This window comes from Amycolatopsis sp. NBC_01307 (assembly GCF_035975215.1).
Classification (GTDB): Bacteria; Actinomycetota; Actinomycetes; order Mycobacteriales; family Pseudonocardiaceae; genus Amycolatopsis.
Genome location: NZ_CP108403.1, coordinates 5,546,815 through 5,560,705, shown reverse-complemented (window position 1 = coordinate 5,560,705; position 13,891 = coordinate 5,546,815). Strand labels below are relative to the sequence as shown.

General features: G+C 71.8%; 10 protein-coding genes. 7 read left to right on the top strand and 3 right to left on the bottom strand.

What is annotated here, in order from left to right:
- Positions 1-47: 47 nt before the first annotated feature.
- From OG439_RS23535 to OG439_RS23510, 6 genes are all read left to right on the top strand, one after another.
- Positions 48-1,289 (top strand): Nramp family divalent metal transporter, encoded by a 1,242-nt coding sequence (locus tag OG439_RS23535; protein WP_326943051.1) that lies wholly within the window; start codon positions 48-50, stop codon positions 1,287-1,289.
- Positions 1,290-1,316: 27 nt separating this feature from the next.
- Entirely contained in the window at positions 1,317-1,757 is a 441-nt protein-coding gene (locus OG439_RS23530; protein WP_326943050.1) for a hypothetical protein, read from the top strand.
- 78 nt (positions 1,758-1,835) lie between these two features.
- On the top strand, positions 1,836-3,326 hold the full coding sequence (locus tag OG439_RS23525; RefSeq protein WP_326943049.1) for a serine/threonine-protein kinase: 1,491 nt from the start codon (positions 1,836-1,838) through the stop codon (positions 3,324-3,326).
- A gap of 102 nt (positions 3,327-3,428) precedes the next feature.
- Positions 3,429-4,442, top strand: coding sequence for a 4-hydroxy-tetrahydrodipicolinate synthase (gene dapA, locus OG439_RS23520; protein ID WP_326943048.1), 1,014 nt, complete (start codon positions 3,429-3,431; stop codon positions 4,440-4,442).
- A complete protein-coding gene (locus OG439_RS23515) occupies positions 4,439-6,136 on the top strand; it encodes a ribonuclease J (RefSeq protein WP_326943047.1) in 1,698 nt (565 codons plus the stop codon). The genes dapA and OG439_RS23515 overlap by 4 nt, the downstream gene beginning before the upstream one ends.
- A 145-nt stretch (positions 6,137-6,281) precedes the next feature.
- Positions 6,282-7,937 carry a VWA domain-containing protein gene (locus OG439_RS23510; RefSeq protein WP_326943046.1) on the top strand — a complete coding sequence of 552 codons (1,656 nt, stop codon included), beginning with the start codon at positions 6,282-6,284 and terminating at the stop codon, positions 7,935-7,937.
- 19 nt (positions 7,938-7,956) lie between these two features.
- Here OG439_RS23510 and OG439_RS23505 read toward each other — a convergent pair whose 3' ends face one another.
- The 3 genes from OG439_RS23505 to OG439_RS23495 are packed head-to-tail and all read right to left on the bottom strand — an operon-like array spanning position 7,957 to position 10,436.
- On the bottom strand, positions 7,957-8,904 hold the full coding sequence (locus OG439_RS23505; RefSeq protein ID WP_326943045.1) for an EamA family transporter: 948 nt from the start codon (positions 8,902-8,904) through the stop codon (positions 7,957-7,959).
- A 50-nt stretch (positions 8,905-8,954) separates the two neighbouring features.
- A complete protein-coding gene (wrbA, locus tag OG439_RS23500) occupies positions 8,955-9,569 on the bottom strand; it encodes an NAD(P)H:quinone oxidoreductase (RefSeq protein WP_326943044.1) in 615 nt (204 codons plus the stop codon).
- Between the two features lie 60 nt (positions 9,570-9,629).
- Positions 9,630-10,436, bottom strand: a complete 807-nt coding sequence (locus OG439_RS23495) for a lysophospholipid acyltransferase family protein (RefSeq protein ID WP_326943043.1) — start codon at positions 10,434-10,436, stop codon at positions 9,630-9,632.
- Positions 10,437-11,349: 913 nt separating this feature from the next.
- On the opposite strand from OG439_RS23495, the gene OG439_RS23490 reads away from it, so the two are divergent.
- Positions 11,350-13,866, top strand: coding sequence for an FtsK/SpoIIIE family DNA translocase (locus OG439_RS23490; RefSeq protein WP_326943042.1), 2,517 nt, complete (start codon positions 11,350-11,352; stop codon positions 13,864-13,866).
- Positions 13,867-13,891 lie beyond the last annotated feature (25 nt).

Sequence of the window (13,891 nt, the reverse complement as noted above, 5' to 3'; positions counted from 1 at the left end):
AAACTTCGGTTTTGGGTCCCCGACATCCGGTTCGAGAGGCAGGCGCCATGGCTGTGACCGAGGCCGCCCGGCCGAAACTGGTGTCGCGCCTGCGCACGGGCTCGGCCCTGCTCGGCCCGGCGTTCGTCGCGGCGATCGCCTACGTCGACCCCGGGAACGTCGCGGCCAACATCAGCGCCGGCGCCCGCTACGGCTACCTGCTGGTCTGGGTGATCGTCGTCGCGAACCTGATGGCCGTGCTCGTCCAGTACCTGTCCGCGAAGCTCGGCCTGGTCAGCGGGATGTCCCTGCCGGAGGCCCTGCGCGCCCGGCTGTCCCGGCCGGCCCGGATCGGGTACTGGCTGCAGGCCGAGGTCGTCGCCATCGCCACCGACCTGGCCGAGGTCGTCGGCGGCGCCATCGCCCTCAACCTGCTGTTCGACCTGCCGCTCGTCGTGGGCGGCCTGATCACCGGCGCGGTGTCGCTGACGCTGCTGGCCGTGCAGGACCGCGGCGGCCAGCGGACGTTCGAGCGCGTCGTCACCGGCCTGCTGCTGGTCATCGCGATCGGCTTCCTGGCCAGCCTGTTCGTCGAGCCGCCGTCGGCGTCGGGCACGCTCGGCGGGCTGGTCCCGCGCTTCGAGGGCTCCGGCAGCGTGCTGATCGCCGCCGCGATGCTCGGCGCGACGGTCATGCCGCACGCCGTCTACCTGCACTCCGGCCTGGTCCGCGACCGCCACGGCCGGGCGGACGCCGGCAGCCGCCGCCGGCTGCTGCGCGCCACCCGCGCCGACGTCGGCCTGGCGATGCTCCTGGCCGGCGCGGTCAACCTCGGCATGCTGCTGCTCGCGGCCACGAACCTGCAGGGCCAGGAGGGGGTCGACAGCATCGAGGGCGCGCACGGCGCCGTCGCCCACGCCCTCGGTCCCGGCATCGCGCTGATGTTCGCGATCGGCCTGCTCGCATCCGGCCTCGCGTCGACGTCCGTCGGGGCGTACGCGGGCGCGATGATCATGCAGGGCCTGCTCCACAAGCGGGTTCCGCTGGTCCTGCGCCGCCTGGTCACGCTCACCCCGGCTATCGTGGTGCTCGCGCTCGGTGCCGACCCGAGCGCGGCGCTGGTCGTCTCGCAGGTGGTGCTGTCGTTCGGGATCCCGTTCGCACTGGTACCACTGATCCGCCTGACGGCCGACCGCGAGCTGATGGGCGCGGACGCCAACCATCGCCTGACAACGGTGGCGGCGTCGCTGATCGCGGCGGTCATCATCGCGTTGAACCTGGTGTTGATCTACTTGACCTTCACCGGCTGACACCCCACGAGCAGGGAGGCCGCGACCATGGCCTGGATCTTCGCCCTCAACGCCGAATGCGGGGGGCGTGAGACCCACGCCCGGGATCTCGCGCGCCACTTCGAGGGCTGGCCTTCGCGCATCTTCACCGCCAACGGCGGCTGGTGGTGCGGAGTGGCGCCCGAGGGGGTGGGCGAGCGCGGCGTCGAGTCCGACGAGGACGCGACGGCCGTCACCGCGGCCGGGCGCCGGCTCTACTGGCAGCTCCGGACCGCGCCACCGGTCTACCGCTACGCCCTCGCCGGTCCGAAGACCGACGAGCTGCGCAGCTACGACCAGCTCATGGCCCAGGACCTGACGCTCGTGCCCGGTCTCGTGGTCAGCGAGGACATCTGGTTCGCGACCGGTCGGCGGTCCGACTTCAGCGACTTCGCCCCGGGCTACCGCTGGATCCCGTACCACGGCGAAAGGTACGCCCCGGCTCGCTGAGTCACGAATTGCGCGGAACCCGAGGCGCTCTGCGGCGGTCCGACTAGCATCTGCGCGACCGCCGCCTGAAGGAGCACCGTGACCGACGAACAGACCCGTCCGTACCCGCCGCGGGCGCCCGCCACGCCTGGTCAGCGGGTTGTCGCGGGCCGTTACGTCCTGCTCGGCGAGCTCGGGCGGGGCGGCATGGGCGTCGTGTGGCGGGCCCAGGACCAGGTGATCGGCCGCCAGGTGGCGGTCAAGGAGCTGCGGCTGCCCGACGCCGAGTCCGCCGCCGTCTTCTCCGAGCGCGCGCTGCGCGAGGTGCGCACCGGCGGCCGGCTCAACGACCCGTCGATCGTCACGGTCTACGACGTCGTCACCGACGGCGGCACCACGTTCATCGTGATGGAGCTCGTCGAGGCCCCGTCGCTGGCCGACCTCGTGCGCCAGCGCGGCCCGATGCACGCGGCGCAGGCCGCGCAGCTGGGGGAGCGCGTGCTCACCGCGCTGCAGGCCGCGCACAAGGCCGGGATCGTGCACCGCGACGTCAAGCCGGCGAACATCCTGGTCGCGCCGGACGGCCGGGTGAAGCTGACGGACTTCGGCATCGCCCACGCCATCGACGACCCGCGCCTGACCACCAGCGGGATGATCGTGGGCTCGCCCGCGTTCATGGCGCCGGAGCGCGTCGAAGGCCGGGAAGCCATGCCCGAGTCCGACCTGTGGTCGCTCGGCGCGACGCTGTTCTACGCCGTCGAGGGCACGATGCCGTTCGAGCGGGCGACCACGGCGGCGACGCTACACGCGATCATGACCGAGATCCCGTACCTGACCCGCGGCCACGGCCCGATCGCCGCGGTGATCCTCGGGCTGCTGGTCGCCAAGCCGGAGGCCCGGCTGACCACGGCCCAGGCCCAGAACCTGCTGGCCACGGCCCAGGGCGCGCGGCCGACCCCGCCGGGCGGCACGGCGATGCTGCAGGGCGGCCCGCCGACCCGGATGGCGCCGCAGCCGCCGAAGAAGAACCTGCGCGGGCTGTGGATCGCGCTCGCCGCGGTGCTCGTGGTGGCCGCCCTGGTCGGCGGGTTCTTCGCCGGCAAGGCCTTCGAGAAGCCCGCGGTCGACGCGCAGAAGCAGCCGACGATGACCTACGGCATCGGCGGTCAGATCCGCGCGGCCATCGGCAGCTACTACCGGTGCTTCAACGCCCCGGTGCAGGACGGCGCGATCATCAGCGAGGACGACAACAAGTCCGAGTGCGACAAGAGCCACTCGCTGGAGGTCTACGAGATCGGCGGCCTGCTGTCGGTCGAGAACTGGAACACCGAAGACGTCGCGGTGGCCGCCTACCCGGGTCTGGACGCGGTGAAGGCGAGCGCCGAAGCCGCATGCGCGACGGCGTTCCGCTCCTCGATCGTGCCGGAGGCCAAGCGCACCGGCCTCACCTACCGCGCGCTCGTGCCCACCGCGGCCGAGTGGACGGGCACGCCGGTGAAGGGCGAGGAACCCAGCCGCGACTTCTACTGCGTCCTCACCAAGGCCGACGGCGGCCCGATCACCGCGCCGATCGTGACCAAGGTCAAGTAGAAGTTCCGGGACGAACGGCCGGACCCCGGAAATCCTCCGCACTTTCCCGCACCCGACCAGGTCGGCGCGGTTTTCGTCGGGGGGAGGAGGTACCGTCTCAGCATGTCCAACCCACCAACCGCCGCGCCCGGACGGCCGTTCGGGCGCGTGCTCACCGCGATGGCCACCCCCTTCGACGCCGACGGCGCGCTGGACCTGAAGCGGGCGCAGGAGCTGGCCGAGCACCTCGTGGAGCTGGGCAACGACGGCCTCGTCATCAACGGCACCACCGGCGAGAGCCCGACCACGACCGACGCGGAGAAGCAGGAGCTCGTCCGCGCCGTGGTCGAGGCCGTCGGCGACCGCGCGACCGTCGTGGCCGGCGCGGGCACCAACAACACCGCGCACAGCATCGAGCAGGCCAAGCTGGCCGAAGCGGCGGGCGCGCACGGGCTGCTGGTCGTCACCCCGTACTACTCACGCCCCAGCCAAGCCGGGCTGTACGCGCACTTCACCACCGTCGCCGACAGCACCGGCCTGCCGGTGATGCTCTACGACATCCCGCCGCGCTCGGTCGTCCCGATCGAGGTCGACACGCTGCTGCGGCTGGCCGAGCACTCGCGGATCGTCGCGGTCAAGGACGCCAAGGGCGACCTGATCGCCGGCTCCGAGGTCATCGCCAACACCCACCTCGCCTACTACTCGGGCGACGACGGGCTGAACCTGCCCTGGATCTCCGTCGGCGGCACCGGCGTGGTGAGTGTGATCGGTCACGTCGTCGCGGGCCGGATCCGCGCGATGATCGACGCCTACGAGAACGGCGACACCTCCACCGCGCGCACCAACCACCGCGGCATGCTGCCGGTGCTGCGCGCGATGTCGCGGGTCGGCGGGGTCGCGTTCAGCAAGGCGGCGCTGAAGCTGCGGGGCTTCGACATCGGCGAGCCGCGGCTCCCGATCGTGGCCGCGACGCCCGAGCAAACCGCCCTGATCGCCGCCGATCTGGCCCAGGGCGGCGTGCCGCTGGGCGACACGGCGGCCCAGGACTGGCATGGTGAGCGGGTGGCACAAGCAGACTCGAGGGCCGCCTACGTGGCGCCGACCTCGCACACCAGCGTTGGGACCCTGCCTCGGTGAGCTCACTTCCCCCAGGTCCAGGCCCCACCAACGCCCCGCCCGAACTGCCCGCCGGGGCCCTGCGCGTTGTCGCGCTGGGCGGTATCGGCGAGGTCGGGCGCAACATGACCGTCTTCGAGTTCGCCGGCCGGCTGCTCATCGTCGACTGCGGGGTGCTCTTCCCCGAAGACGACCAGCCCGGCGTCGACCTGATCCTGCCCGACTTCCGCGCGATCGAGGACCGCCTCGACGACATCGAAGGACTGGTGCTCACCCACGGGCACGAGGACCACATCGGTGCCGTCCCGTTCCTCCTGCGCCTGCGGCCGGACCTGCCGATCTACGGCTCGAGGTTCACCAACGCCCTGCTCGCGGCCAAGGCCAAGGAGCACCGGCAGCGGCCGAAGCTGATCGAGGTCCGCGAGGGGGAGCGCCGCGACGTCGGCGTGTTCAACCTCGAGTTCTTCGCGGTGAACCACTCGATCCCGGACGCGCTGGCCGTCGCCATCCGCACCCCGGCGGGTGTCGTCCTGCACACCGGTGACATCAAGCTCGACCAGCTCCCGCTCGACGGGCGCCTCACCGACCTGGCCGGCTTCTCGCGGCTCGGCGACGAGGGCGTCGACCTGTTCTGCGTCGACTCGACCAACGCCGAGGTCCCCGGGTTCGTGATGCCCGAGCGCGACATCGGCCCGGTCCTCGACGACGTCGTCCGCCGCGTCGGCCAGCGGGTCATCGTGGCCTGCTTCGCCAGCCACGTGCACCGCGTCCAGCAGGTGCTCGACGCCGCGCAGCGGCACGGCCGCCGGATCGCGTTCGTCGGCCGGTCGATGGTCCGCAACATGGGCATCGCGGCCGACCTCGGCCTGCTCAACGTGCCGGACGGCCTGCTGGTCGACCTCGACCAGGCGAGCGGCCTGCCGGAGAGCAAGGTCCTGTTCGTCTCCACCGGGTCCCAGGGCGAGCCGCTCTCGGCGCTGTCGCGGATGGCGCGCGGCGAGCACCGGCAGATCTCGATCCGCGCGGGCGACACCGTCGTGCTGGCCAGCTCGATGATCCCGGGCAACGAGACCGCGGTGTTCGGCGTGGTCAACGGCCTGACCCGGCTCGGCGCGAACGTCGTGCACCAGGGCAACGCCAAGGTGCACGTCTCCGGCCACGCGTCGGCGGGCGAGCTGCTCTACCTGTACAACGCGGTCCGGCCGAGCAACGTGATGCCGGTCCACGGCGAGTGGAAGCACCTGAAGGCCAACGCCGAGCTGGCCATCCGCACCGGCGTCGCGGCGGACAACGTGGTGATCGCCGAAGACGGCGTGGTCGTCGACCTGGTCGACGGCAAGGCCTCCCGCACCGGCCGCGTCGAGGTCGGGCACGTCTACGTCGACGGCCTCTCGGTCGGCGACGTCGGCGAGTCGACCCTGTCCGACCGGCTGGTGCTGGGTGAGGGCGGGTTCATCTCGATCAGCGTCGCGATCGAATCCGCCACCGGCCGCCCGGTCAGCGCCCCGACGGTGTCCGGCCGCGGCTTCTCCGACGACCCGAAGGCGCTCGCCGCCGTCGTGCCGCTGGTGGAGATGGAGCTGGCGCGCACGGAGGCCGAGGGCATCACCGACACCCACCGCATCGCCCAGGCGGTCCGCCGTGTGGTCGGCCGCTGGGTGGCCGACACCTACCGCCGCCGCCCGATGATCGTCCCGACGGTCATCCCGGTCTAGACCCTTCGAAAGTACGCAGAACGCCTTCGCCTCCTCCGGGAGTGCGAAGGCGTTCTACGTTTCTTAGCCCGTCCGGACCACGTGCGGCCAGTGGACTGCGGACTAGCCTTGAGTCTCACCCGCCTCGGGAAGAGAGGCCGCGCCGATGGGACGTCATTCGCCGGACGGGCGACGACGCCGCTTGCTCGTGCCCGCCCTGGCGACCGGGCTCGTGGTCGTCCTCGGTGCCGCGGCCTGGGTGACCGTTTCGGTGGTGCGATCCGCGCCGGCCTGCGAACAGCCGGCGAAGGTCCTGGTCACCGCGTCCCCGGACATCGCGCCCGCGCTGTCGCTGGTCGTCCAGGGCCTCGACCTCGGCTGCGACTCCATCGAGGTCCAGACCCGTGAGGCGACGCTGGCCGCCGAACGGCTCGCGATGTCCGACGGCACCCCGCGACCGCAGGTCTGGGTGCCCGACTCCACCCTCGCGCTGCGCCGCGCCCACCAGCTCGGCGCCGCCGACGTCCCCGAGACCGGCGCGTCGGTCGCCAGCTCGCCGGTGGTGCTCGCGGTCGCGGAAGCGGCGGCGAAGGGTCTCGGCTGGCCGTCGCGCACCTTGAGCTGGGCCGACGTCCTCGCGCCGGACGCGGCGGGGATCGTCACCGGCATGCCCGACCCGGCGCGCGACGCCGTCGGCGCGGCGGCCCTGTTCGGGATCCGGGCCACCGTGCGGTCGAACCCCGACGCCGCGGCGGCCTACGTCGCACAGCTGCGGCGGTTCTCGACGAACACGCTCGGCGAGGGGAACGACCTCATCGCGCGGCTGCCGGGGTCGAGCGACGGCGCCGGCACGGGCTCGGTGACGGCGTTCCCGGTGTCGGAGAACTCCTTGCTGCGCCACAACGTCGAGGACGCGGCGTCGTCGCTGGTCGCCGTCTACTCGGCCGCGGTGCCCACGCTGGACTACCCGTTCGCCGAGCTGGGCGGGATCACGCCGGAGCAGCGCCCGATCGTCGACAAGCTGCGCGAGGCGATGCTCAACGGCTCGGGCGGCGACGCCATCGCGAAGACGGGCCTGCGCGCCGCGGGCGGCCAGGCGCTGCGCGAGCACGCGGACGACCCGCGCGTGTCGCCGACGGGCTTCCGGACGCTCGGCATGCCGGACGCCGTCGACGTCGACTACCTGCTCAACCAGTGGGCCGGCATCAACCTGAGCGCGCGGGTGCAGGTGCTGCTCGACGTCTCCGGTTCGATGAACGCGCAGGTGCCGGGCACCGGGCTGAACCGGATGCAGCTGACCACCGAGGCCACGGCGAAGGCGTTGCACCTGTTCAAGCCGACGACCCAGCTGCGGATGCTGGAGTTCTCGACCCGCTTGGACGGCGACAAGGACTACCGCGAGATCCTCCCGATGGCGCCGGTCGCCCAGCACCTGGCCAGCGGCGCGCTCGACAAGCTGAACCAGCTGAAGGCCACCGCCGACGGCGGGACGGGCCTCTACGACAGCGTGCTGGAGACCTACCGCACCGCGCGTCGCGAGTGGGAGCCCGGCCGGCTGAACCTGGTGATCGTCGTGACGGACGGCCGCAACGAGGACCCGAAGGGCATCAACCGCGCGGACCTGCTGACGGAGCTGGGAAAACTGCAGGACGCGAGACGCCCGATCCCGCTGATCGGCGTCGGCGTCGGCCCGGACGCGGACAAGACGGAGCTGGACGACATCACGAAAGCCACGGGCGGCAGCGCGTTCGTGGCCACCGACCCGACGAAGATCACGGAAGTGTTCTTCGGAGCCTTGAGCCGCATAGCCGGCGGCGGCTGACCCTCCACAGTGGACGCTGTCAGGCCGTGAGGATCTCCGAGTTGCGTTGCACGACGTAGGCGCCGGCCAGCAGGATCGCCGCGCCGAGCAGCTGCGGCCAGGCGAGCTCCTCGCCGAGCAGCAGCCACGCCGCGACCGTCGTGATCACCGGTTCGACCAGCCCGAGCACGCTCGCCACCGACGCCGGCAGGTGCCGCAGCGACGAGATGCCGAAGACGTAGGCGAGCACCGTCGCCACCAGGACCAGCAGGGTCAGCAGCAGCCACACGGGCGGGTGCCAGGCCCCGAACTCGACGTCGACGTCGAGCAGGCGCACCGGCCACGTCCACGGCGGCGCGACGACGCACACCGCGACCGCGCCGAGCACCATGCCCCAGGTGACCAGGCCCAGCGGGTCGATGTCGGCCACCGCGCGCTCGCCGAGCAGGAAGTACCCGGCCGAGCAGAGGGCCGCGCCGACGCCGGCGAGCAGGCCGGTGACGTCCAGCGTCACGCCCTGCCAGACCTGCGCGACCATCGCGAGCCCGGCCATCGCGAGGGCGATGCCGCCCCAGACGGCCCGCGGCAGCCGGTGGCGCCGCACGAACCGGACCCACAGCGCGATGAGCACCGGCGAGACGAACTCCAGCAGGATCGCGATGCCGACCGGGATCCGGCCGGCGGCGACGAAGTACAGCAGCTGCACACCGGCCACGCCGAGCAGGCCGTACCCGACCAGCACCGGGAGGTGCTCCCGGCGCACCTTCAGCTTCCGCGGCGCGAACAGCGCCACGCCGGCGAGCAGCACGACCCCGGCGAGCGTGATCCGCGCGGCGGCGACCTGTTCCGGGGTGACGCCGGCGGACATCGCCGACTTGCCCAGCGTGCCCGACGTGCTGAAGAACAGCGCGGCGAGCAGGACGAGCGTGGTCCCGCGGGCGCGGGAGGTGACCCGCGGCGGCGCGACGACGGGCAGTTCGGTGGTCACCCTCGCGACTCTAGGGGCCGCGGGCGTCACCACCAAAAGAGTTTTCCCGGTTATTCAGGCTGCTTGAGGCCGGTCGCGACGTGCGTCGTGATCGTGGCCAGCCGCCGCCCCTGGAGGCGCAGCGCGCCGAGCGCGAGGTCGTCCGGCGCGGCCGACTTGCGCGAGACGAACGAGCCGCCGTACGGGTTGCCGGACTCCTTCAGGTGCGGGTCGGTGTAGCCGAGCGGCACGACGATCGCGCCCCAGTGGTAGAAGACGTTGTTGATCGCCAGCAGCGTCGACTCGAGGCCGCCGTGCGCGGTCGACGCCGTGGTGAACGACGTCGCGACCTTGTCCGCGAGCTTTCCCTGCGCCCACAAGCCACCCGTGCTGTCCAAATAGGACTTGAGCTGGGCGGCCGGGCCGCCGAAGCGGGTCGGGCTGCCCACCGCGAGGCCGTCGGCCCACAGGAGGTCGTCGAGCGTGGCGAGGTCGTGGTGCGGGCCGGAGTCGACCCAGGCCTGCCAGCGGGGGTTGGTGGCGATCGCGGCCGGCGGCACCGTCTCCGGCACGGTCCGCACCCGCACCTCGGCCCCGGTCTCCTCGGCCCCCGCGGCGAGGGACTCGGCGAGGGCGGCGGTGTTCCCGGTCGCGCTGTAGTAGACGACGAGTATCCGTGTGCTCACGTCCGCCGACTCTAGGGGCTGATGGTCACGTGTCCCAGAATCCGGACTGCGGCTACGGGGTTACCGGGGCTTCCACGGGCTGACGGTGTCGGTCGGCCGCGTCGGGTCGTGGAAGCGCGGCCGGTCGAGCTCGCCGGTGCGCAGCGGGATCAGGCCGTCGGTGATCGCCTGCATGATCTTCGCGTGCGCCCGCACGCCGGCGCCGGGGCGTTCCGGCTCGACGTCCGCCAGGTCGACGGGGTCGCCGAAGTGCACCCGGAACTTCGGCCGGCGCAGCGGCGCGCTGAGCCCGGAGCGGGCCAGCGGGAGCAGGTCGGCCGGGCCGTTGACGGTCTCGGTGCCCCAGTAGACGGCCTCGTGCGCGCCCCACTGGCTGATCGGGATCACCGGGACACCCGCGGCCAGCGCCAGGCGGGCGGCGCCGGTCTTGCCGCGCTCCGGCCACAGGCCCGGGTCGTGGCTGATCCGCCCTTCGGGGTAGACGATGATCGGCTCACGGGTGGTCTTCATCGCCTCGACGGCCTCGGCGAACTGCCCGACGGCGGTGCCGGCGTGCTTGCGGTCCACGCGCAGGTGCCCGCTGACCCGCAGCGCCGGCCCGATGACGGGCGCGTCCAGGATGCCGCCGGCCAGCATGAAGCGCGGGTTGATCCCGATCCGCTTGCACGCGGCCATCAGGACGAAGGCATCGAATACACCGATGTGGTTGGCGGCCATCAGCAACGGCCGCCCCCGAAGCTGCGCCGGAACCTGGCCGGACACGGTCAGCCGCCCGACGAGGTTCACCAGCCCGCGGTCGATGTTCAGCATGGTCCGCCAGATGGCCGGGGCACGGCGGGACGAGTCGTCGGTGCGCAGCGCGAACATGCGCAGAGCATGGCAGACGCCGGATTTCACCCGGATGGCTGCTCGGCTGCGTCACGAACGGGCCGTCGGTGACGTTCTTGACCGGGATCGACCGACCGACCGACCGATCGACCGACCGACCGACCGATCGACCGACCGACCGACCGATCGACCGACCGATCGACCGACCGACCGACCGACCGACCGGCCGGCCGGTCGGGTCGGGTCGGCCGGTCGGGTGGGGGCGAAGGGTCCGTTGGCGACGGTTCGGGCGCGAACGGGCCGTTCGTGCGGTTGCGCTCGCGGGTTGTGCGGCGCGAACGGCCCTTTCGCGACTCAGTCGGCCAGGTGGATGCGCGAATGGTCCGTTCGCGCAGGTCGGGGAGGTGCGTGCGGCACGAACGGCCCTTTCACACCGGTTGAGGCCGGAGGCGAGCGGCGCGAATGGCCCTTTCGTGCTGCCTCGGCCTACTGAAGTGCGGCACGAGCGGTCCGTTCGCACCGCCGAGGCCCTGACCTGCGTCACCAACGGTCCATTCGTGACGCGGGGCGCGTGTTGCGAGCGGACCGTTCGCGCCCAACTGGTCACGAACGGTCCGTTCGTGACGGTTAAGCGCGGGTGTCGTCGCGACCGGCCCGTTCGCGCGCTTCGCACCCCTGGTCAAGGGTGCGAAAGGGCCGTTCGCAGCGCCGCAGCCCGGCGGATGTGGGGCACGAAAGGGCCGTTCGCGCCGCTCAACCCCGGAAACCCGCCACGAAAGGGCCGCTCGCGCGCACCGAACCCGGAAACCCCGCCCCACCGGCCCGACAACACCGCCACCGACCCATCCCACTCACCCGAATGGCCCCACCGCGCCCGACCGTGAGGCAGAAGTTCACGATGCGCTGAGAGTGGCGCATGTGACGAAACGGCGTCGGCGGTTACCGTTGGAGCATGGCTGGGTCGGCGACGAGGAAGCGAAGTACGGGAAGCGGCGCGAAGGGAGCAGCGGCGCGCAAGCCCCGTACTCCGGCGAAGCCGAGTTCCGGCGCCACCCGGAGCACCCGGACCTCCCGGAAGCCGGCCGCTCGCAAGCCGGCTCCTCGGCGGAAGACTCCCGGTGTCTTCGGCAAGGGTGTCCGGGGGACCTGGAACCTGCTGGCCCGGGGCATCGGGACGCTGGCCCGCACCGTCGGGCGCACCCGGGAACTCGAGGCCGAGCACCGCCGTGACGGGCTCGCGCTCGGGCTGATCGCGCTCGCCATCATCGCCGCCGTCGGGGTCTGGTGGCGGGCCGCCGGGCCGATCGGTGCGGGTGTGGAGATCGCGACCCGGACCGTGCTGGGGGCCGGGGCCGTGACACTGCCGCTGGTGCTCGTGGTCATCGCCGTCGCCCTGATGCGGTCCGAACCGCATCCGGAGACGCGGCCGCGGATGGTCGTCGGGACCATCATGGTCGTGCTGTCCGTGCTCGGGATGCTGCACATCTTCACCGCGCTCCCGGGCACCAACGACGGCCGGATGTACGCCGGCGGTATCGTCGGCGCCTTCTCCGGCGGGCTGCTGACCATGGGCGTCACCACCTGGGTCGCCGTGCCGCTGCTGATCCTCGCCCTCGTCTTCGGCATCCTCGTGTTCACCGGCACGCCCGTGCGCGAGATCCCGCACCGCCTGCGCAACTGGGGCCTCGACGAAGAAGACCTCGCCGAGGGCGACGAGGGCTCCATCTTCGCGACCGACGAAGACGACGTCACCGAGGCCGATCCGAAGGCCGCGCGGCTGCGCAAGCCGTCCCGCCGCCGTCAGGCCGCCGACGCGAACCCCGAGCAGCTCGACATCGAGGCCGCCCTCGCCGAGATGCCGACGCCGATCAAGCCGCCGAAGGCGCTGCCCAAACCGCCGGCGGCGGAGGTGCCCGAAAAGAAGCCGAAGAAGGCCCCCGAGCCCGCGATGGCGGTCACCCGGACGGTGGAGGGCGACTACAAGCTGCCGCCGCCGGATCTGCTGAAGCTCGGCGACGCGCCGAAGTCCCGCAGCAAGGCCAACGACGCCATGATCGAGGCGATCACCGGCGTCCTGGAGCAGTTCAGCATCGACGCGCAGGTCACCGGCTTCACCCGCGGCCCGACGGTCACCCGGTACGAGGTCGAGCTCGGCCCGGGCGTAAAGGTCGAGAAGATCACCGCGCTGACCAAGAACATCGCCTACGCCGTGGCCACCGACAACGTCCGGCTGCTGGCGCCGATCCCCGGCAAGTCCGCGGTCGGCATCGAGGTGCCGAACTCCGACCGCGAGATGGTCCGCCTGGGTGACGTCCTGCGCGCGCCGACCACCGTCAAGGACAACCACCCGATGGTGATCGGCCTCGGCAAGGATATCGAGGGCCACTTCGTCACCGCGAACCTCACGAAGATGCCCCACCTGCTGGTCGCCGGCTCCACCGGTTCCGGTAAGTCGAGCTTCGTCAACTCGATGCTCGTCTCGCTGCTCGCGCGGGCGACGCCCGACGAGTGCCGGATGATCCTGATCGACCCGAAGATGGTCGAGCTGACGCCGTACGAGGGCATCCCGCACCTGATCACGCCCATCATCACCCAGCCGAAGAAGGCCGCCGCCGCGCTGGCCTGGCTGGTGGAGGAGATGGAGCAGCGCTACCAGGACATGCAGGTCAACAAGGTCCGCCACATCGACGACTACAACAAGAAGGTGAAGTCCGGCGAGATCACGGCGCCGCCAGGGTCCGAGCGCGAGTACCGGCCGTACCCGTACATCATGGCGATCGTCGACGAGCTCGCCGACCTGATGATGACCGCCCCGCGTGACGTCGAGGACGCCATCGTCCGGATCACGCAGAAGGCGCGTGCCGCCGGGATCCACCTGGTCCTGGCCACGCAGCGGCCGTCGGTCGACGTCGTCACCGGCCTGATCAAGACCAACGTGCCGTCGCGGCTCGCGTTCGCGACGTCGTCGCTGACGGACTCGCGGGTCATCCTCGACCAGCCGGGCGCGGAGAAGCTGATCGGCATGGGCGACGCGCTCTACCTGCCGATGGGCGCCGGCAAGCCGGTCCGCATCCAGGGCGCGTTCGTCGGGGACGAAGAGATCTCCGCGGTCGTCAACTACGCCAAGGAGCAGGCGCAGCCGGACTACCAGGACGGCGTCACCGCGCAGAAGGCCGGCGAGAAGAAGGAGATCGACGCCGACATCGGCGACGACCTCGACGTGCTGATCCAGGCGACCGAGCTGATCGTCACCTCGCAGTTCGGCTCGACGTCGATGCTGCAGCGCAAGCTGCGGGTCGGGTTCGCCAAGGCCGGCCGGCTGATGGACCTGCTGGAGAGCCGCGGCGTGGTCGGCCCGTCGGAGGGCTCGAAGGCCCGCGACGTGCTGATCAAGCCGGAGGAGCTGGAGTCGGTCCTGTTCATGATCCGCGGCGGCGACCCGGTCCCGGCCGACCCGGACGACGAGTGATGCAACCCGCGGCCGGGCCTGTTCC

What these genes read in the sequence shown, in the direction of transcription:
- dapA (WP_326943048.1), top strand. Translation starts at nt 3,429, where the DNA reads ATGTCCAACCCACCAACCGCCGCGCCCGGACGGCCGTTCGGGCGCGTG.
- OG439_RS23510 (WP_326943046.1), top strand. Translation starts at nt 6,282, where the DNA reads ATGGGACGTCATTCGCCGGACGGGCGACGACGCCGCTTGCTCGTGCCC.
- OG439_RS23535 (WP_326943051.1), top strand. Translation starts at nt 48, where the DNA reads ATGGCTGTGACCGAGGCCGCCCGGCCGAAACTGGTGTCGCGCCTGCGC.
- OG439_RS23495 (WP_326943043.1), bottom strand. Translation starts at nt 10,436, where the DNA reads ATGTTCGCGCTGCGCACCGACGACTCGTCCCGCCGTGCCCCGGCCATC.
- OG439_RS23530 (WP_326943050.1), top strand. Translation starts at nt 1,317, where the DNA reads ATGGCCTGGATCTTCGCCCTCAACGCCGAATGCGGGGGGCGTGAGACC.
- OG439_RS23490 (WP_326943042.1), top strand. Translation starts at nt 11,350, where the DNA reads ATGGCTGGGTCGGCGACGAGGAAGCGAAGTACGGGAAGCGGCGCGAAG.